This window comes from Pseudomonas sp. 1 R 17 (assembly GCF_900067035.1).
Taxonomy (GTDB): Bacteria; Pseudomonadota; Gammaproteobacteria; order Pseudomonadales; family Pseudomonadaceae; genus Aquipseudomonas; species Aquipseudomonas marginalis.
Genome location: NZ_FKLB01000021.1, coordinates 1 through 19,823, shown reverse-complemented (window position 1 = coordinate 19,823; position 19,823 = coordinate 1). Strand labels below are relative to the sequence as shown.

23 protein-coding genes are annotated in these 19,823 nt (G+C 61.9%); all 23 read left to right on the top strand.

The features are described 5' to 3' along the window. The first annotated feature begins 4 nt into the window (after positions 1-4). Positions 5-769 carry a flagellar assembly protein FliH gene (gene fliH / locus BFP99_RS05445; RefSeq protein WP_065946827.1) on the top strand — a complete coding sequence of 255 codons (765 nt, stop codon included), beginning with the start codon at positions 5-7 and terminating at the stop codon, positions 767-769. Beyond that, the gene (gene fliI, locus BFP99_RS05440) at positions 759-2,117 is read left to right on the top strand and encodes a flagellar protein export ATPase FliI (RefSeq protein ID WP_027603852.1); all 1,359 of its coding nucleotides are present in this window, start codon (positions 759-761) and stop codon (positions 2,115-2,117) included. Before fliH ends, fliI begins: the two co-directional genes overlap by 11 nt. A gap of 3 nt (positions 2,118-2,120) precedes the next feature. Further along, positions 2,121-2,570: a flagellar export protein FliJ gene (gene fliJ, locus BFP99_RS05435; protein ID WP_027603853.1), complete on the top strand. Its 450-nt coding sequence runs from the start codon at positions 2,121-2,123 to the stop codon at positions 2,568-2,570. Positions 2,571-2,665: 95 nt separating this feature from the next. Then, entirely contained in the window at positions 2,666-2,971 is a 306-nt protein-coding gene (locus tag BFP99_RS05430; protein WP_027603854.1) for an STAS domain-containing protein, read from the top strand. Further along, positions 2,968-4,686 (top strand): ATP-binding SpoIIE family protein phosphatase, encoded by a 1,719-nt coding sequence (locus tag BFP99_RS05425; protein WP_065946826.1) that lies wholly within the window; start codon positions 2,968-2,970, stop codon positions 4,684-4,686. Before BFP99_RS05430 ends, BFP99_RS05425 begins: the two co-directional genes overlap by 4 nt. Positions 4,687-4,716: 30 nt before the next feature. Continuing rightward, on the top strand, positions 4,717-5,061 hold the full coding sequence (locus tag BFP99_RS05420; RefSeq protein ID WP_065924960.1) for an Hpt domain-containing protein: 345 nt from the start codon (positions 4,717-4,719) through the stop codon (positions 5,059-5,061). Between the two features lie 86 nt (positions 5,062-5,147). Beyond that, entirely contained in the window at positions 5,148-6,488 is a 1,341-nt protein-coding gene (locus BFP99_RS05415) for a flagellar hook-length control protein FliK (protein WP_065946825.1), read from the top strand. A 273-nt stretch (positions 6,489-6,761) separates the two neighbouring features. After that, complete coding sequence (gene fliL, locus BFP99_RS05410; RefSeq protein ID WP_065924962.1) at positions 6,762-7,268, top strand: flagellar basal body-associated protein FliL; 507 nt, start codon at positions 6,762-6,764, stop codon at positions 7,266-7,268. Between the two features lie 9 nt (positions 7,269-7,277). Next, positions 7,278-8,246 (top strand): flagellar motor switch protein FliM, encoded by a 969-nt coding sequence (fliM, locus tag BFP99_RS05405; protein ID WP_065924963.1) that lies wholly within the window; start codon positions 7,278-7,280, stop codon positions 8,244-8,246. A gap of 38 nt (positions 8,247-8,284) precedes the next feature. Further along, complete coding sequence (gene fliN / locus BFP99_RS05400) at positions 8,285-8,752, top strand: flagellar motor switch protein FliN (protein ID WP_027603860.1); 468 nt, start codon at positions 8,285-8,287, stop codon at positions 8,750-8,752. Position 8,753: 1 nt separating this feature from the next. Beyond that, entirely contained in the window at positions 8,754-9,188 is a 435-nt protein-coding gene (fliO, locus tag BFP99_RS05395; RefSeq protein WP_065924964.1) for a flagellar biosynthetic protein FliO, read from the top strand. After that, positions 9,188-9,931 carry a flagellar type III secretion system pore protein FliP gene (fliP, locus tag BFP99_RS05390; RefSeq protein WP_065924965.1) on the top strand — a complete coding sequence of 248 codons (744 nt, stop codon included), beginning with the start codon at positions 9,188-9,190 and terminating at the stop codon, positions 9,929-9,931. Before fliO ends, fliP begins: the two co-directional genes overlap by 1 nt. 18 nt (positions 9,932-9,949) lie before the next feature. Next, entirely contained in the window at positions 9,950-10,219 is a 270-nt protein-coding gene (gene fliQ / locus BFP99_RS05385) for a flagellar biosynthesis protein FliQ (RefSeq protein ID WP_027603863.1), read from the top strand. 4 nt (positions 10,220-10,223) lie between these two features. Beyond that, positions 10,224-11,009, top strand: coding sequence for a flagellar biosynthetic protein FliR (fliR, locus tag BFP99_RS05380; RefSeq protein WP_027603864.1), 786 nt, complete (start codon positions 10,224-10,226; stop codon positions 11,007-11,009). 3 nt (positions 11,010-11,012) lie between these two features. Then, on the top strand, positions 11,013-12,149 hold the full coding sequence (gene flhB, locus BFP99_RS05375; protein WP_065946824.1) for a flagellar biosynthesis protein FlhB: 1,137 nt from the start codon (positions 11,013-11,015) through the stop codon (positions 12,147-12,149). A gap of 116 nt (positions 12,150-12,265) precedes the next feature. Further along, positions 12,266-12,472 carry a cold-shock protein gene (locus tag BFP99_RS05370; protein WP_027603866.1) on the top strand — a complete coding sequence of 69 codons (207 nt, stop codon included), beginning with the start codon at positions 12,266-12,268 and terminating at the stop codon, positions 12,470-12,472. Between the two features lie 236 nt (positions 12,473-12,708). After that, entirely contained in the window at positions 12,709-14,823 is a 2,115-nt protein-coding gene (gene flhA / locus BFP99_RS05365) for a flagellar biosynthesis protein FlhA (RefSeq protein ID WP_370737638.1), read from the top strand. Between the two features lie 12 nt (positions 14,824-14,835). Beyond that, on the top strand, positions 14,836-16,152 hold the full coding sequence (flhF, locus tag BFP99_RS05360) for a flagellar biosynthesis protein FlhF (protein ID WP_065924971.1): 1,317 nt from the start codon (positions 14,836-14,838) through the stop codon (positions 16,150-16,152). Positions 16,153-16,257: 105 nt separating this feature from the next. After that, on the top strand, positions 16,258-17,091 hold the full coding sequence (fleN, locus tag BFP99_RS05355) for a flagellar synthesis regulator FleN (RefSeq protein ID WP_003192912.1): 834 nt from the start codon (positions 16,258-16,260) through the stop codon (positions 17,089-17,091). Next, positions 17,088-17,828: an RNA polymerase sigma factor FliA gene (gene fliA, locus BFP99_RS05350; protein WP_065924972.1), complete on the top strand. Its 741-nt coding sequence runs from the start codon at positions 17,088-17,090 to the stop codon at positions 17,826-17,828. Before fleN ends, fliA begins: the two co-directional genes overlap by 4 nt. Before the next feature lie 169 nt (positions 17,829-17,997). Continuing rightward, the gene (locus tag BFP99_RS05345) at positions 17,998-18,372 is read left to right on the top strand and encodes a chemotaxis response regulator CheY (RefSeq protein ID WP_160385018.1); all 375 of its coding nucleotides are present in this window, start codon (positions 17,998-18,000) and stop codon (positions 18,370-18,372) included. Positions 18,373-18,390: 18 nt separating this feature from the next. Beyond that, positions 18,391-19,179: a protein phosphatase CheZ gene (locus BFP99_RS05340; RefSeq protein WP_065924973.1), complete on the top strand. Its 789-nt coding sequence runs from the start codon at positions 18,391-18,393 to the stop codon at positions 19,177-19,179. A gap of 11 nt (positions 19,180-19,190) precedes the next feature. Beyond that, a partial coding sequence (locus BFP99_RS05335; protein WP_176719682.1) for an Hpt domain-containing protein occupies positions 19,191-19,823 on the top strand: 633 nt, incomplete at its 3' end.

Below are 19,823 nucleotides of genomic sequence, written 5' to 3'. Positions count from 1 at the left end.
CCCCATGTCGAACAAAGATGAGGCGCCCAGCGATCTGATTCGCGCACGGGACGTCGGTGGGTTCGACATCTGGTCGTTGCCCAGCTTCGATCCGCATGTGCCCGAGCCCGAGCCGGAACCGGTTGAAGAGCCGCCGGTGGAAATGGAAGAAGTGCCGCTGGAGGAAGTCCAGCCACTGACCCTGGAAGAGTTGGAAAGCATCCGTCAGGAGGCCTACAACGAAGGCTTTGCCGCTGGCGAGAAAGACGGTTTTCGCAGCACCACCCTCAAGGTGCGCCAGGAAGCCGAGGCGGCGCTGAGCGTCAAGCTGGCCAGCCTGGAGCGCCTGATGGGCAACCTGTTCGCGCCCATCGCCGAGCAGGATTCGCAAATCGAAAAAGCCATGGTCGGCCTGGTACAGCACATCGCCCGCCAGGTGATTCAGCGCGAACTGGTGCTGGATTCCAGCCAGATCGAAAGCGTGATGCGCGAAGCCCTCAAGTTGCTGCCCCTGGGCGTCGGCAATGTGCGGCTGTACATCAACCCGCAGGACTTCGAACAGGTCAAAGCGATGCGCGAGCGCCATGAAGAAACCTGGCGCATCGTCGAAGATGCGGCGCTGCAGCCCGGCGGTTGCCGGGTCGAGACCGAGCACAGCCGCATCGATGCCACGGTGGAAACCCGCATCAGCCAGATCATGGCCAAGCTGCTTGATCAACAACACGAGCAGGCGCTGAACCCGGCCGAGCCGGACCTGAGCGTGGACCTGGACGCCCCCGATGCGCCTTGATCGCACCAGCTTCGCCAAGCGCCTGGGCGGCTATGCCGAGGCCACCGAATTGCCCGGCCAGCCAATCCTCGAAGGGCGTCTGTTGCGCATGGTCGGCCTGACCCTCGAAGCCGAGGGCCTGCGCGCCGCCATGGGCAGCCGTTGCATGGTGATCAACGACGACAGCTACCATCCGGTGCAGGTCGAAGCCGAAGTGATGGGTTTTTCCGGCAACAAGATTTTCCTCATGCCCGTCGGCAGCCTGGCCGGCATCGCCCCCGGCGCCCGCGTGGTGCCCCTGGCCGACACCGGCCGCCTGCCCATGGGCATGAGCATGCTCGGCCGGGTGCTGGACGGCGCCGGTCGCGCACTGGACGGCAAGGGCGGCATGAAAGCCGAAGACTGGGTGCCGATGGACGGCCCCACCATCAACCCGCTCAACCGCAACCCCATCAGCGTGCCGCTGGACGTGGGGATTCGCAGCATCAACGGTTTATTGACGGTCGGCCGTGGCCAGCGTCTGGGCCTGTTCGCGGGTACGGGTGTGGGTAAGTCGGTGTTGCTCGGCATGATGACGCGCTTTACCGAGGCCGACATCATCGTGGTGGGCCTGATCGGCGAGCGGGGCCGCGAGGTGAAGGAGTTCATCGAACACAGCCTCGGCGAAGAAGGCCTCAAGCGTTCGGTGGTGGTCGCATCCCCAGCGGACGATGCACCGTTGATGCGTCTGCGCGCGGCCATGTACTGCACGCGCATCGCCGAATATTTTCGCGACAAGGGCAAGAACGTCCTGTTGCTGATGGACTCGCTCACCCGTTTCGCCCAAGCCCAGCGGGAAATCGCCCTGGCCATCGGCGAGCCCCCGGCCACCAAGGGCTACCCGCCGTCGGTGTTCGCCAAGCTGCCCAAGCTGGTGGAGCGCGCCGGTAATGCCGAGGCCGGTGGCGGCTCGATCACCGCGTTCTACACCGTATTGTCCGAAGGCGATGACCAGCAGGATCCCATCGCCGACTCGGCGCGGGGCGTGCTCGACGGCCACATCGTGCTGTCGCGGCGTCTGGCCGAGGAGGGGCACTACCCGGCCATCGACATCGAAGCGTCCATCAGCCGGGTCATGCCGGCGGTGGTCACGCCGGAGCATATGGCCCGCGCGCAGCAGTTCAAGCAGCTGTGGTCGCGTTATCAACAGAGCCGCGACTTGATCAGCGTCGGCGCCTACGTGGCCGGCGGCGACCGCGACACCGACCTGGCGATCGCCCTGCAACCGCAGTTGGTGACTTACTTGCGCCAGGGCCTCAACGACAAGATCAGCATGGGTGAAAGCGAAGCGCACCTGGGTTCGATCTTCGCCCCTGCGCCGGGCGGCTAAGCCATGGCCAACAGCCGCGCTGCGCGCCTGGCCCCGGTGGTCGACATGGCCGAAAAAGCCGAGAAAACCGCGGTCCAGCGCCTGGGGTATTTCCAGGGCCAGGTGCGTTTGGCGGAAAGCAAGCTGGGCGACCTGGAGCGCTTTCGTGGCGAGTACCAGCAGCAATGGATCGAACGCGGCACGCAAGGTGTATCGGGGCAATGGCTGATGGGTTACCAGGGCTTTCTCAATCAGCTGGAGACGGCCGTCGGCCAGCAGCGCCAAAGCCTGGCCTGGCACCAGAACAACCTCGACAAGGCCCGCGAGAGCTGGCAGCAAGCCTTCGCCCGCGTCGAGGGCCTGCGCAAACTGGTGCAGCGCTACATCGACGAAGCGCGGGCATTGGAAGACAAGCGCGAGCAGAAATTGCTCGACGAATTGTCCCAGCGCCTGCCGCGCCAATCACAATACTGACGGTTGCCCGCCTGCCACATTTGGTCTGTCGTGTTGCTGGTATCCCATTCGCCTGCTACACCTTGTGTCTATGCCTATGACAAGGAAGCAGTCGCATGTCAATCGAGTCAGAAGTATCCCTGGACGGGAAGAAGTTGACGATCGCAATCAAGGGTCGGTTCGATTTCAGCAGCCACCAGGCGTTTCGTGAGGCTTACGAGCGTTTCTACAAGGTGCCTGAGTCGTATGTGGTCGATCTGAAGGAAACCACTTATATGGACAGTTCGGCCCTGGGCATGCTCCTGCTGTTGAGGGACCATGCCGGCGGCGAGGAGTCGGAGGTCCAGGTGATCAACACCAACTCCGATGTGCGCAAGATCCTCGCCATCTCCAACTTCGACAAATTGTTCGACATCAATTGAGCGCCCTGGCCCCCGCGGTTGAGCCGCTGACGATCCTGATCGCCGAAGACAGTGCCGCCGACCTGCTGTTGCTGTCGACCATTGTGCGACGCCAGGGGCACCAGGTGCTCACTGCAACCAATGGCGAGGAGGCCGTTGAACTGTTCGCGCGCGAGCGTCCGCAACTGGTGTTGATGGACGCGATCATGCCCGTGATGGATGGCCTGGCCGCCGCGCGGTGGATCAAGCAGTTGGCGGGGGAGGAGCTGGTGCCGATCATCTTCCTCACGTCCCTGCGCGAAAGTGCCGCCCTGGCCGAGTGCCTGGATGCCGGCGGCGATGATTTCCTGCCCAAGCCCTACAACCAGCTGATCCTGGCGGCCAAGATCAACGCCATGGACCGCCTGCGCCGGCTGCAGGCGACGATGCTGCAGCAGCGTGACCAGATCGCCAGGCACCATGAGTACCTGTTGCGTGAGCAGCGGGTGGCCAAGGCGGTGTTCGATAAAGTCGCCCATTCCGGCTGCATCAACGCGGCGCCGAATATCCGCTACCTGCAATCGCCTTATGCGCTGTTCAACGGCGACCTGCTGCTGGCGGCATATACGCCGTCGGGCGACATGCACGTGCTGCTCGGCGATTTCACCGGCCATGGCCTGCCGGCGGCGGTGGGCGCCATGCCCCTGGCGGAGGTGTTCTACGGCATGACTGCCAAGGGCTACGGCCTGGCGCAGATCCTGCGGGAGATGAATGCCAAGCTCAAGCGCATCCTGCCGGTGGATATGTTCTGCTGCGCCACCCTGCTGTGCCTGAGCACGCAGCGACGGGTGGTGGAGGTGTGGAACGGCGGCATGCCCGAAGGCTATGTGCATGAAGTCGCCAGCGGCAAGCGCGCGCCGCTGCAGTCGCGGCATTTGCCGTTGGGGGTGCTGTCGGCTGAGGCATTTGATGATCGCACCGAGGTCTGGCCCATGGCGCTGGGTGACCGCGTGTTCCTGCTCTCCGATGGCGTGCTGGACACCGCCGACGCCAACGACCAGCTGTTTGGCGTCGAGCGCTTGCAGCAGGTCTTTGCCGCCAACCGTGAGCCCGACCGGCTCTTCGACGACATCGAGCAGGCCCTGGCGGCCTTTCGCGGTGTGACGCGGGATGATGTGAGCATGGTGGAAATCACACTGCGTCCCGGGCAGCCGCTGCGGGCCACCGGGCCGTTGTATGCCGACAGCGGCCAGTCGTGCCCGCTGGATTGGTCGGTGAGTTTCGAATTTCGTGCCGAAACCCTCAAGCGTTACAACCCCTTGCCCTACCTGCTGCAACTGCTGCTGGAGATTCAGGGGCTGCGCGAGCAGAGCGGGGCGCTCTACAGCGTCATGGCCGAGTTGTATTCCAATGCGCTGGAACATGGTGTGCTGGGCCTGGACTCGCGGCTCAAGCGCGATGCCCGGGGTTTTGCCGAGTATTATCGCCAGCGCAATGACCGCCTGGCGCAGTTGAACAGTGGTTATGTGCGCGTGCATGTGCAGGTGGTGCCCACCGAGGCGGGCGGCAAGATGACCCTGCGCGTTGAAGACAGTGGGCCAGGGTTCGACGTGGAGCAGGTGCTGGCCCGGCCGCTGGACATTGATTGCCTGTCCGGTCGGGGCCTGAGCCTGGTGCGTCAACTCAGCAGCGAGGTGCGCTGGTCCGACGGCGGGCGCAGTGTCTGCGTAGAGTTTTGCTGGGGGGCTCTGGCATAATCCGCCGATTCTTGATCAAGGAGCGAGCAAGTGGCTGAGATTCATATGGACCCGGACGTGTTGTCGGGTTTGCAGGAGGTCATGGAAGGCGAGTACCCCAAGCTGCTCGATACCTTCCTCGATGATTCCCAAAAACGCGTCGAAGCGTTGCGCAAGGCACGGGACGACGCCAAGGCACTGGGGCGTATCGCCCATAGCTTCAAGGGCAGCAGTGGCAACCTCGGCGCAGTGCGGTTGGCGTACCTGTGCCAGCGCTTGGAGGCGGAGTCGGTCGAGGCCGCGGCGGACCTGGGGGCGCTGGTGGATCAGATCGATCATGAGTTTGCCTTGGTGAAGCCGATGTATGAGTCGGAGCGGCAGCGGTTCCAGATTTGATTCCATCAGTTTGAAAACCTGGCCCGACTCTTGCTCTACCTCCTGATACTGCATCCCCGATCCCCATGCAGTGGAGACCTTTACCTATGCCAGTCGCCCCGAATTCGCTTCTCCAGGCTGCCCCTGCGGCCAAGCCTCAAGCGCCTGCCGTCAATCCACCGGCAGTGGCTGCGGACCCACGGGACAAGGGCCCTGGCTTCGCTCAGGTGTTCGCCAGCCAGGGTTCCAAACCCACGGTCAAGGCTGATGACAACTCGGCCAAGCCCACGCGGGACAAGCCTGTCGATGCCAGCGCCAAGCCTGCGGCGGGCAACGACAAACCTGCCGCCGCCACGCCAGCGGTTGCCGATAGCGGCAATACCTTGCCTGCCAAGCCTGCGGCATCGTCCGACGACACTGCCAGCAAGGATGACGCTGCACCTGTGGATCCGGCCCTGGCGCAGCAGCCTGCGGTGGACCCGGTGGTCGACCCGGCATTGATTGCCACGGTCACCCCTGTGGTGGTGGTGCCAGTACCGGTGGAAACCCCGGCACCCGTTGCCGCTGCCAAGGATGATAAGGCCGCACCCGTGGTTGCGGCGCCAATCGCAGCGACCGAGGACGCCACGCCGGCCTTCGACCCTGAGGCCGATCCCCTGGACGCCATGCCGGCCGTACGCCTGGCAATGGAGCAGGGCGGGCATGTGTCGGCCAGCAGCCAGGCACCGGCCAAAACCGCACCGACGACCACCCAGGACCAGCCAACCGCCGCCCAGAACTTTGCCGCTGGCCTGGCCACCATGGTCGACCAGCAAGCCACCAAGGACAGTACGGACCAGGGTGGCGACAAGGCCTTCAGCGGCTTGATCGAAGGCGGCCTCAAGGACTTGAAGGAGGCCAGCAGCGACACCCGCGTCGATGACTTCGCCAACCGCCTGGCCGCATTGACCCAGGCGGCCACGCCGAAAACCGCGAATGCCTTGCCGCCGGTGACGAATGCGCCGCTGGCCATGCATCAGAGCGGCTGGACCGACGAGATCGTCAACCGTGTGATGTACCTCTCCAGCGCCAACCTCAAGTCGGCGGAGATCCAGTTGCAACCGGCCGAACTCGGGCGCCTGGACATCAAGGTCAACATGACCGCCGACCAGCAGGCCCAGGTCAACTTCATGAGCGCCCACCCGGTGGTGCGTGAAGCCCTGGAAAGCCAGTCCGGTCGCTTGCGCGAGATGTTCGCCCAGCAGGGCATGGGGCAGGTGGATGTGAACGTGTCCGACCAGTCCCGTGGCCAGGAGCACCAGCAACAGCAGGCGCAGACGGGGGGCGTTAGTCGCAGCGGGCGGGGTGGCGACAGCGGCGACAGCGGCAGCCACATTGAAGTGGCCGAAGCCGTGGCGCCCGTGACTTCGACGGTGATCGGCTCCAGCGCCGTCGACTACTACGCCTGATGTAAGTCTGGCATAGGACAAAATGTGGGTGCTGGCTTGCTGTGGTGGGTGGGCTTGCTGTGGTGGGTGGGCTTGCTGTGGTGAGCGGGCTTGCCCCGCGCTGGACTGCGCAGCAGTCCCATTGTCGGTGAACAAGCCCACCCACCACAGCCCCCCTTCCACATTTTTTTTGCGGCATTCCCTTGTCTGTGTCCAGCCAGACAACTCTGGCATAACACTTGCTCTTGCCTTTCCGTAGATCTATGAATCCCCGAATAGTGACGGATTATTGGCATGGCGAAGAGCGACGACGCAGCAAAAGCACCCGCACCCGCAGGCAAAGGCAAGCTCAAGCTTATCCTGATGATTGTCGTGGGCCTGCTCCTGGCCATCGGCGCCTCGGTGGGCGGCACCTGGTACATCATGCACAGCAGTGCCAGCAAGCCGGCACCTGCCGCCGAAACCGCCACTAACGCCAAGCAACCGGCAATCTTCGAGCCGATGCTTCCGGCCTTTGTCGCCAACTTCAATCAGAACGGTCGTCAACGCTACCTGCAGGTGAGCATCACTTTGCTGGCGCGTAACCAGTCGGACCTGGATGCCCTCAAGGTGCATATGCCCGTGATCCGCAACAACCTGGTGATGCTGTTTTCCGGGCAGAGTTTCGACACCCTGGCCACCCCGGTGGGCCAGGAAATGCTGCGCCAGAAGGTCACTGCCAGCGTGCAGGAAGTGGCCCAGAAGGAACTCGGCAAAGTCGTGATCGAGCAGGCGCTCTTCACTAATTTCGTATTGCAGTAGGATCACCCCATGGCCGTGCAGGACCTGCTGTCCCAGGATGAAATCGACGCGCTGTTGCATGGCGTCGACGACGGTCTGGTACAGACTGAAATGGCTGCCGAGCCCGGCAGCGTCAAAAGTTATGACCTGACCAGCCAGGATCGCATCGTCCGTGGACGCATGCCGACCCTTGAGATGATCAACGAACGTTTCGCCCGTTACACCCGGATCAGCATGTTCAACATGCTGCGCCGCTCGGCGGACGTGGCGGTGGGCGGCGTGCAGGTGATGAAGTTCGGCGAGTACGTGCACTCGCTGTACGTGCCCACCAGCCTCAACCTGGTCAAGATCAAGCCATTGCGCGGTACCGCGCTGTTCATCCTCGACGCCAAGCTGGTGTTCAAGCTGGTGGACAACTTCTTCGGCGGTGACGGCCGTCACGCCAAGATCGAGGGCCGTGAATTCACCCCTACCGAATTGCGCGTTGTGCGCATGGTGCTGGAACAGGCCTTCATTGACTTGAAGGAAGCCTGGCAGGCGATCATGGAAGTCAATTTCGAGTACATCAACTCGGAAGTGAACCCGGCCATGGCCAACATCGTCGGGCCGAGCGAGGCCATTGTGGTGTCCACGTTCCACATCGAGCTCGATGGCGGTGGCGGCGACCTGCACGTGACCATGCCGTACTCGATGATCGAGCCGGTGCGCGAAATGCTCGACGCCGGCTTCCAGTCCGACCTGGACGACCAGGACGAACGCTGGGTCAAGGCCCTGCGCGAAGACCTGCTGGATGTCGACGTGCCGCTGAGCGCCACCGTGGCCCGGCGCCAGTTGCGCCTGCGGGATATTTTGCACATGCAGCCGGGGGACATTATCCCGGTCGAATTGCCGAACGAAATGATCATGCGCGCCAACGGCGTGCCGTCGTTCAAGGTCAAGCTGGGGTCCCACAAGGGCAACCTCGCTTTGCAAGTGGTTGAGCCGATCAACCGTCGCTGATCCCTATTTATGAATGTTTGCTCCGCCGAGGACATGTAATGGCTACCGAACACGAAAACACTTCCGCCGAAGACCAGGCCCTGGCTGACGAGTGGGCTGCGGCCCTGGAAGAGACCGGCGATGTTGGCCAGGATGATATCGACGCACTGCTGGCCGCTGATGCCGCCACAGCACCAGCGGGTAATCGCCTGCCCATGGAAGAGTTCGGCAGCGTGCCGAAGAACAACGACCCGGTGACCCTCGATGGGCCGAACCTGGACGTGATCCTCGACATCCCGGTGTCGATCTCCATGGAAGTGGGCAGTACCGACATCAACATCCGCAACCTGCTGCAACTCAACCAGGGCTCGGTGATCGAGCTGGATCGCCTGGCCGGTGAGCCGCTGGACGTGCTGGTCAACGGCACCCTGATCGCCCACGGCGAAGTGGTGGTGGTCAACGAAAAGTTCGGCATCCGCCTGACCGACGTGATCAGCCCAAGCGAACGCATCAAGAAGTTGCGCTGATATGAAACGGCTGATGGTGGGACTGTTCGCCGCGCTGCCATTGGTGGCGTGGGCGGCGGAGCCGGCGGCCCAAGTTGCCGCTGCGCCCGTCGGCGGCAGCGTTGGCGGGCAACTGACGCAGCTGGTGCTGGGCCTGTTGCTGGTGGTCGGCTTGATCTTCGTGTTGGCCTGGCTGATGCGTCGTGTGCAGAGCATCGGCCCGGGCAATGCCCAGGTCATCGAAATGATCGGCTCGCGCGCCCTCGGCCCGCGTGACCGGCTGGTGCTGGTGCAAGTGGGCGAGGAACAGATCCTGCTGGGCATTACCCCCGGCCGAATCACGCCGCTGCATGTGCTCAAGACCCCGGTGCCCACCACCCAATCCCAGCCCGCCACGCCAGAATTCGCCCAGCGCCTGATGGAATTGCTGGGCAAGGATCAGAAGGATAAGAAGTAATGCGCGTTTTATTGACGCTCATGCTGTTGCTGGCCGCGCCATTGGCGCTGGCCGCCGACCCGTTGTCGATCCCGGCGATTACGCTGGGTACCAACGCCGCGGGGGCCCAGGAGTATTCGGTCAGCCTGCAGATCCTGCTGATCATGACTGCGCTGAGCTTTATCCCGGCGTTTGTCATGCTGATGACCAGCTTCACGCGGATCATCATCGTGTTCTCGATCCTGCGTCAGGCCCTGGGCCTGCAGCAGACGCCGTCGAACCAGATCCTCACCGGCATGGCATTGTTCTTGACGCTGTTCATCATGGCGCCGGTGTTCGACAAGGTGAACCAGCAAGCCCTGCAGCCGTACCTGGCCGAGACCATCACGGCCCAGGTTGCGATTGACCGGGCGCAAGGGCCGATCAAGGATTTCATGCTGTCGCAGACCCGCTCCAGCGACCTTGAGCTGTTCATGCGCCTGTCCAAGCGTACCGACATCGCGACCCCGGACCAGGCGCCGCTGACCATCCTGGTGCCGGCGTTCGTCACCTCGGAACTGAAGACCGCATTCCAGATCGGCTTCATGATCTTTATCCCGTTCCTGATCATCGACCTGGTGGTGGCGAGCGTGCTGATGGCCATGGGGATGATGATGCTGTCGCCGCTGATTATTTCATTGCCGTTCAAGATCATGCTGTTTGTGCTGGTGGACGGCTGGGCGCTGATTATCGGCACGTTGGCCGGCAGTTTCGGAGGGGTGTGATTTGTTAGGTGAAGCAGCATGACCCCAGAAGTCGCCGTCGACCTGTTCCGTGAAGCACTGTGGCTGACCACCGTGATGGTTGCCGTGCTGGTGGTGCCGAGCCTGTTGGTGGGCCTGCTGGTGGCGATGTTCCAGGCCGCGACCCAGATCAACGAACAGACCTTGAGTTTCCTGCCGCGCCTGCTGGTGATGCTGATCACCCTGATTGTCGCCGGCCCGTGGCTGGTGCAAACCTTCATGGAATACATCCTGCAGCTGTACGGCAGTATTCCGCAGTTGATCGGCTGACCCGATGCAGTCCTTGCTGGCATTGACCGACACCCAGATCAGCACGTGGGTGGCCTCGTTCATCCTGCCGTTGTTCCGGGTGACGGCGGTGCTGATGAGCATGCCGGTGTTCGGTACTACCCTGGTGCCGCGCCGCATCCGCCTGTATTTCGCCGTGGCGATCACCGTGGTGCTCGTGCCTGGCCTGCCGCCGATGCCCCCGGTCAACGCACTCGACCTCAGTGCCTTGATGCTGATTGCCGAGCAGATCCTGATCGGCTCGCTGCTGGGCTTTTCGCTGCAACTGTTCTTCCAGGCGTTCGTGATCGCCGGGCAGATCATCTCGATCCAGATGGGCATGGGCTTCGCGTCCATGGTCGACCCCACCAACGGCGTATCGGCGGCGGTGATCGGGCAGTTCCTGACCATGCTGGTGACCTTGTTGTTCCTGGCCATGAACGGCCACCTGGTGGTGTTCGAGGTGTTGACCGAAAGCTTCACCACCTTGCCGGTAGGCTCCGGGCTGGTGGTCAATCACTTCTGGGAGCTGGTGGGGCGTCTCAGTTGGGTGCTCGGTGCCTCGCTGTTGCTGGTACTGCCGGCGATCACGGCCTTGCTGGTGGTCAACATCGCGTTTGGCGTCATGACCCGCGCGGCGCCACAGCTGAACATTTTCTCCATTGGTTTCCCCTTGACCCTGGTGCTGGGCATGGGGATTTTCTGGGTCGGCCTGGCCGACATTCTCAATCAGTATCAACCGCTGGCGACCGACGCCTTGCAGTTCCTACGTGATCTGGCACGGGCGCGCTGAGCCATGGCCGAGAGCGAGAGTGGTCAGGACAAGACAGAAGACCCCACGGAGAAGCGTAAAAAGGACTCCAGGGAAAAGGGCGAGATTGCCCGTTCCAAGGAGCTCAACACCGTTGCGACCATGATGGCCGGATCCGGTGCCTTGCTGATCTATGGTGGCGGCCTGGCGCTGGACTTGATGGAGCTGATGAAGCACAACTTCACCTTGCCCCGCGATGTGCTGCTCAACCCTGGCTCCATGGGTCAATACCTGCTGCACTCGGGCAAGATCGCGATATTGGCGGTGCAGCCGATCCTGATCACCCTGCTGCTGGCCGCACTGATCGGCCCGGTCGCCCTCGGCGGCTGGCTGTTCGCCGCCGGCAGCATGGCACCCAAGTTCAGCCGCATGAACCCTGCGGCCGGTCTCAAGCGCATGTTCTCCGCCAAGGCCCTGGTGGAGCTGCTCAAGGCCCTGGCCAAGTTCATCCTGATTCTGTTCGTGGCACTGATGGTGTTGTCGTCCGACATCGACGACCTGCTGCGCATCGCCCATGAACCCCTGGAGTCGGCGATCATCCACAGTGTGCAGGTGGTGGGCTGGAGTGCGCTGTGGATGGCCGCCGGGCTGATCATCATCGCGGCGGTGGATGCGCCGATCCAGTTGTGGGAAAGCCACAAGAAACTGCTGATGACCAAGCAGGAAGTGCGCGACGAGCACAAGGACCAAGAAGGTCGCCCCGAGGTCAAGCAACGCATCCGCCAGCTGCAGCGGGAAATGTCCCAGCGCAAGATGATGGCCTCGGTGCCCGACGCCGACGTGGTCATCACCAACCCGACCCACTACGCCGTGGCCCTCAAGTACGACCCGGAGAAGGGCGGCGCGCCGATGCTGCTGGCCAAGGGCAGCGACTTTACCGCACTGAAAATCCGTGAAATCGCCGTGGCCCACGACATCCTGCTGCTGGAATCGCCGGAGCTGGCGCGGTCGATCTTCTACTCCACCGACCTCGACCAGGAAATCCCGGCGGGGTTGTACCTGGCCGTGGCCCAGGTGTTGGCGTATGTCTATCAGATTCGCCAATACCGCGCGGGTAAGGGGAAACGCCCGGATCCGCTCAAGGACCTGCCGATTCCGCCGGAGTTGCGTCGCGATTCCTGACCTCTTACCACTCGTCACTAACTGCCGTCTACCTGTCAACTTTGACAGTAGTCAATCTTATTTCCAGCGCGTTTGATAAGGCTCAGGTCTTAAAACAAGCAGGGTGGAGAAGGTTAATGGCAACCGGCATCGTAAAGTGGTTCAACGCAGAAAAGGGGTTTGGTTTCATCAAGCCGGACGATGGTTCTGAAGATGTATTTGTGCATTACTCGGGGATCGTTTCCGGCGGTTTCAAAAGCCTGGATGAAAACCAAAAGGTCGAATACGTGCTTGCCAACGGCCCCAAGGGGCTGCAGGCAACTGAAGTTAAAACTGTGAGCTAGCCCGCGGGCGCTAGTTTCGCTGTCGGCAATGGATGTGCACAGAACCGACTGCGGGAGGGGGCTTGTCCCTCCCGCAGTTGGAGTGTTTACATCCGATAGAGCTCGGGCGCCTGTAGCGATCCACCTCCTCAAAAGCAAAGTTGGAAGGCTTCTTGCAATACCGCCTCCAGGACGCCTCCCGGCGTCAAAAGTTTGCTTCAAGGAAACGAGGAATACCGGTGGTGGATCGCTCTCAAATGTTCAGCACGGCCCGTGGCACCCTGACTGACCTCTCGCGGGGCAATCTGGGTGTGCCGTTGTTGTTGCTGGTCATGCTGGCAATGATGATGTTGCCGATGCCGCCGTTCCTGCTGGACGTGTTCTTCACCTTCAACATCGCCCTGTCCGTCGTCGTGCTGCTGGTGTGCGTCTACGCCTTGCGGCCGCTGGATTTCGCGGTGTTCCCGACGATCCTGCTGGTGGCAACCCTGTTGCGCCTGGCGCTGAACGTGGCGTCCACCCGTGTGGTCATGCTCCACGGCCAGGATGGCCACGCCGCTGCCGGTAAGGTGATCCAGGCCTTCGGTGAGGTGGTGATCGGCGGTAACTACGTGGTCGGTATCGTGGTGTTCGCGATCCTCATGATCATCAACTTCGTGGTGGTGACCAAGGGCGCCGGGCGGATTTCCGAGGTGAGCGCACGCTTTACCCTCGACGCCATGCCCGGCAAGCAGATGGCTATCGACGCCGACCTCAACGCCGGCCTGATCGACCAGAACCAGGCCAAGACCCGCCGCTTGGAAGTCGCCCAGGAAGCCGAGTTCTACGGTTCCATGGACGGTGCCAGTAAATTCGTGCGCGGTGACGCCATCGCCGGCCTGCTGATCCTGTTCATCAACCTGATCGGCGGCATGGCGGTCGGGATCTTCCAGCACGGCATGACCTTCGGCGATGCGGGCAAGGTGTACGCCCTGCTGACCATCGGTGACGGTTTAGTGGCGCAATTGCCATCACTGTTGTTATCTACAGCTGCCGCCATCATGGTGACCCGTGCTTCGGGCTCCGAAGACATGGGCAAGCAGATCAGCCGCCAGATGTTTGCCTCGCCCAAGGCCTTGGCTGTGGCGGCCGGCATCATGGCGATCATGGGGATCGTGCCGGGCATGCCCCATGTGTCGTTCCTGAGCATGGCGGCCCTGGCCGGCGGCGCTGCCTACCTGTTCTGGAAAAAGCAGAATGCGGTCAAGGTCCAGGCCCTGCAAGAAGTTGCGCGCCAGCAGGAACTGCTGCCATCCCCGGCCCGCGCCCAGGAAACCAAGGAGTTGGGCTGGGACGACGTGACCCCGATCGACATGATTGGCCTGGAAGTGGGCTACCGCCTGATCCCCTTGGTGGACCGCAACCAGGGCGGCCAATTGCTTGCGCGGATCAAGGGCGTGCGCAAGAAGCTGTCCCAGGACCTGGGCTTCCTGATGCCCACCGTGCATATCCGCGACAACCTCGACCTGGCCCCCAGTGCCTACCGCCTGACCCTGATGGGCGTGATCCTGGCCGAAGCCGAGATCTACCCGGACCGCGAGCTGGCAATCAACCCCGGCCAGGTATTCGGCAGCCTCAACGGCATTACCGCCAAAGATCCGGCTTTTGGCCTGGAGGCGGTGTGGATCGAAATCAGCCAGCGCAGCCAGGCGCAGTCCCTGGGCTACACCGTGGTGGACGCCAGTACCGTGGTCGCAACCCACCTCAACCAGATCCTGTACAAGCACTCCCACGAGCTGATCGGCCACGAAGAAGTCCAGCAATTGATGGGCTTGCTGGGCAAGGCCTCGCCAAAACTGGCAGAAGAGCTGGTGCCGGGCGTGCTGTCGTTGTCGCAACTGCTCAAGGTGCTGCAGGCGCTGTTGGCCGAACAGGTGCCGGTACGCGACATTCGCAGCATTGCCGAGGCTATCGCCAACAATGCCGCCAAGAGTCAAGATACCGCCGCGCTGGTGGCGGCGGTGCGTGTCGGATTGTCCCGCGCAATCGTGCAAAGCATTGTAGGGCTTGACTCCGAGCTGCCTGTGATCACCTTGGAACCAAGGTTGGAACAGATATTGCTCAATAGTATTCAGAAGGCAGGACAAGGCCAGGAAGAGGGCGTTCTGCTGGAGCCAAGCATGGCTGAGAAACTGCAGCGTTCGTTGATCGACGCCGCACAGCGCCAGGAAATGCAGGGCCAACCGGTGATTCTGCTGGTGGCGGGTCCGGTCCGGGCGATGCTGTCGCGGTTTGGACGTCTGGCAGTACCGAATTTGCACGTTTTGGCTTATCAGGAAATTCCTGACAACAAGCAAGTGACTATCGTTGCGACAGTAGGGCCCAACGGCTGAGGGTAGTGGGTTATGCAAGTTAAGCGTTTTTTCGCCGCCGATATGCGTCAGGCCATGAAACTGGTCCGCGATGAGCTAGGCGCCGATGCCGCGATTATCGGTAATCGTCGTATTGCCGGCGGTGTCGAGCTGACGGCTGCCCTGGACTACACCCCCTCGGCGTTGGCGCCGCGTGTGCCGAACATGGAACTCGAAGACGAGCTGCGCAAGACCGCTTCGCGCATCGTCTCGGCCCAGGCTGAGCTGAGCATGCGTGGCGACAGCGATGCCACCACCAATCGCCAGTTGTTCGCCGGCCTGCCGCTGACCGCCGCCGAGCCGCTGGTTGAGCCAACGTTCATCGAACCGCCACGTCCTGCCGCGCCAGCCCCGGCCGCCGCAGTCGACCAGCGCGTCTTCGACTCGATGCGTTTTGAACTCAACGGCCTGCGCGAATTGCTGGAAGTGCAACTGGGTTCACTGGCCTGGACCCAACTGCAAGGCAGCAAACCGCACCAGGCCAACCTGTGGCGCCGCCTGCAACGCATCGGCCTGTCCGGCCCGTTGTCCCGCGACCTGTTGGCCCTGACCACCGAAATCGAAGAGCCTCGCCAGGCCTGGCGCATGTTGCTGGCCCACCTGGCGCGGATGATCGCCACCCCGGAAATCGAACCCCTGGAAGAGGGCGGTGTGATCGCCATGGTCGGCCCTGCCGGCATGGGCAAGACCACCACCCTGGCCAAGCTGGCGGCGCGCTATGTGCTCAAGTACGGCGCGAACAGCATCGCGCTGGTGAGCATGGACAGCTACCGCATCGGCGCCCAGGAACAGCTCAAGACCCTGGGCCGTATCCTCAATGTGCCGGTCACCCACGTCGACCCGGGCCAATCCCTGGCCAACGCGCTCGATCCGTTGCTGCGCAAGCGCGTGGTGCTGATCGACACCGCCGGCCTGCAGGCCAGCGATCCGGCGTTGCGCCTGCAACTGGAAAGCCTGGCCGGGCGTGGTATCAAGTCGAAAAATTACCTGGTGCTTGCAACCACCAGCCAGAAACAGGTTCTTACCGCTGCGTACCATAGCTACAAGCGTTGCGGTCTGGCCGGCTGCATCCTGACTAAACTGGATGAAACCGCCAGCCTGGGCGAAGTGTTGAGCCTGGCTATCAGCCATGAACTACCGGTTGCCTACCTGACCGACGGCCCGCGGATCCCGGATGATTTGCATCTGCCGCGCCGTCATCAACTGGTCAGCCGCGCTGTCAGCGTGCAAATGCAAGAAGAGCCTAGCGAGGAAGCGATGGCCGATATGTTCGCCGACCTTTACCACAACCCGGCAAAGCGGGTGGGTTGAGGCGCGATGAACACCGTGAAATGTACCTACATCGATGGTCTGCAAGCGATTCACGCGGCCAAGCCATGTAGCCTGCGTCTAAGCAAGACAAGGTAAAGAAATAAAATGGGCAGCATGCATCCCGTACAGGTGATCGCGGTGACCGGCGGCAAAGGTGGCGTCGGAAAAACTAACGTGTCAGTGAATTTGTCCCTGGCCCTGGCAGAGCTTGGCCGTCGCGTCATGCTGCTGGATGCTGACCTGGGGCTGGCGAACGTCGACGTTCTGCTGGGACTGACGCCCAAACACACCCTGGCCGATGTGATCGAGGGGCGCTGTGAGCTGCGCGACGTGCTGCTCCAGGGCCCAGGCGGGATCCGCATCGTGCCGGCCGCCTCCGGTACCCAGAGCATGGTGCACCTGAGCCCGGCGCAGCATGCCGGCCTGATCCAGGCATTCAGTGACATCGGCGACAACCTCGACGTGCTGGTGATCGACACCGCCGCCGGGATCGGCGAGTCCGTGGTCAGCTTCGTGCGCGCGGCGCAGGAAGTCTTGCTGGTGGTCTGCGATGAACCCACCTCGATCACCGACGCCTACGCCCTGATCAAACTGCTTAACCGTGACTACGGCATGAACCGCTTCCGCGTCCTGGCCAACATGGCCCAGAGCCCGCAGGAAGGTCGCAACCTGTTCGCCAAGTTGACCAAGGTCACGGATCGCTTTCTCGATGTCGCCTTACAATACGTCGGTGCAGTTCCCTACGACGAGTGTGTGCGCAAGGCTGTGCAAAAGCAGCGTGCAGTCTACGAAGCGTTCCCTCGTTCCAAGTGCGCATTGGCGTTCAAGGCTATTGCCCAGAAGGTCGATACCTGGCCGTTGCCTGCCAACCCTCGGGGGCATCTGGAGTTTTTCGTCGAGCGATTGGTGCATCAGACGAGTGCAGGACCGGTGCTATGACAGCGAACGGCTATAACGCTTACAAGAAGTCTGCCCGTGACAGCCAGGGCGAGTTGATCGAGCGCTATGCGCCACTGGTCAAGCGCATCGCCTATCACCTGCTGGCACGCCTGCCCGCCAGCGTCCAGGTCGAAGACCTGATCCAGGCGGGCATGATCGGCCTGCTCGAAGTGTCGACCAAGTACGACGCGAGCAAGGGCGCGAGCTTCGAGACGTATGCGGGCATCCGCATCCGTGGCGCGATGCTCGACGAAGTGCGCAAAGGCGATTGGGCGCCGCGTTCGGTGCACCGCAATACACGCATGGTCAGTGACGCAATTCGTGCAATTGAAGCAAAAACCGGTCGCGACGCTAAAGATCACGAAGTTGCGGCCGAACTCCAATTGAGTCTCGACGATTATTACGGGATTTTGAACGATACCTTGGGCAGCCGCCTGTTCAGTTTCGACGACCTGTTACAGGACGGCGAACACGAAGGGCTGCATGAGGACGGCGCGAGCACGCATATGGAGCCGTCGCGTGACCTGGAAGATGAGCGTTTCCAGGGAGCGTTGGCGGACGCCATTGCCAACTTGCCGGAGCGCGAGCGGTTGGTGTTGGCGCTGTACTACGACGAAGAGCTGAACCTCAAGGAAATCGGTGAGGTCCTGGGGGTCAGCGAATCCCGTGTCAGCCAGTTGCACAGCCAGTGCGCGGCCCGCTTGCGGGGGCGTCTGGGAGAGTGGCGAGCGCGCTGACAGGCAGTGTGGGGAGCATTGCAAAGCGATACCGCGAAGGTGATAGCCTTCGCGGGCTCGGGCCGTGGTGCCCTCGGCAGTCCTTTTTGTGTAATGCCTGTTGATTGAAATGGCGCGTCCAGGTGCTGGGCGCGTTTAAGACTGCTTGGAGGTCGAATTGGACAAGAACATGAAAATCCTCATCGTTGATGACTTCTCAACGATGCGGCGGATCATAAAAAACCTGTTGCGTGACCTTGGGTTCACAAACACGGTCGAGGCGGATGACGGCCTTACGGCGATTCCGATCCTCAACAGCGGGAGCATCGACTTTCTGGTAACGGACTGGAACATGCCGGGGATGACCGGTATCGACTTGTTGCGCCACGTGCGTGCCGACGAAAAATTGCGCAGCCTTCCCGTGTTGATGGTGACCGCCGAAGCCAAGCGTGAACAGATCATCGAAGCCGCCCAGGCCGGGGTCAACGGTTACGTGGTCAAACCATTCACTGCACAGGCCTTGAAAGAGAAGATCGAAAAGATCTTCGAACGCATCCACGGCTGATGCCATCGCGGGGGAGCTATGGAGCATAAAGAAACGTCACAGGGAGACTTTGAGTCGACCCTGAAAAAGCATGCTCACCAGTTGGTCGACAGCCTTGAAAAAGGCCAGTTCGGCGATGCGGTGCAGTTGATCCATGAGCTCAACCAGACCCGTGACCGAGGCCTGTACCAGGAAGTGGGCAAGCTCACACGCGAGCTGCACAGCGCGATCGTCAATTTCCAGATTGACCCGCACATGCCCCAGGCCGAAGAGATTTCGCAGATCACCGACGCCACCGAACGCCTGTCCTATGTGGTCAGGCTGACCGAGGCGGCGGCCAACCGCACCATGGACCTGGTGGAAAACGCCACGCCCCTGGTCAACGGCATGGCCACGGAAGCCCACGCCCTGAGCGTTGACTGGGGCCGCTTCATGCGCCGTGAAGTCGGTGCGGAAGAGTTTCGTGAGCTGGCACGTCGGGTCGAAGGGTTTTTGTCGCGCAGCGAGCAGGAAAACCGCACGGTTTCCAGCAACCTCAATGACATTCTGCTCGCCCAGGATTACCAGGACCTGACCGGTCAGGTGATCAAGCGTGTGACCCAGTTGGTCACCGAAGTGGAAAGCAACCTGCTCAAATTGGTACTCATGGCCGGCCAGGTCGACCGTTTTGCCGGCATCGAACATGACCGCGAAGCGATCCTCTCTGAAAAAGATCCACAAAAACATCTCGCCAAGGGTGAAGGTCCGCAGATTCATGCCGATAAACGTGAAGACGTTGTGTCAGGTCAGGATGACGTAGATGACCTGTTATCCAGTTTAGGCTTCTAAGGAGCACCCACATGAGCTTCGGCGCCGATGAAGAGATCCTTCAGGATTTCCTTGTAGAGGCCGGCGAAATTTTAGAGCAACTGTCCGAACAACTGGTCGAGCTGGAAAGCCGCCCGGATGATGCGAACCTGCTCAATGCAATTTTTCGCGGTTTTCATACTGTAAAAGGGGGCGCCGGCTTCCTCCAGCTCCATGAGCTGGTGGAGTGCTGCCACATCGCCGAGAACGTGTTCGACATCCTGCGCAAGGGTGAGCGTCACGTTGATTCGGAGTTGATGGACGTGATTCTCGAAGCACTGGATGCGGTCAACGGCATGTTCAGCGAAGTGCGCGAGCGTGCCCCGATCACCGCAGCCACTCCGGAACTGCTGGCCGCCCTGGCGCGCTATGCAGAGCCGGCCGACACCTCGGCAGCGCCGGTGGTCGAAGCCGTACCGGAACCGGTGGCGGAGCCTGAAGCGGATGTGACGGACAGCGAGTTCGAGCAACTGCTCAGCTCCCTCAGTGCCGTCAAGGCCGAAGCCGAAGCGCCGGCTGCGGTTGCCCCGGCTGCCCCGGCTGCCGCGCCGACCAGCGAGGACATTACCGACGCTGAGTTCGAGTCCCTGCTCGATCAATTGCACGGCAAGGGCCAGTTCGCCGCC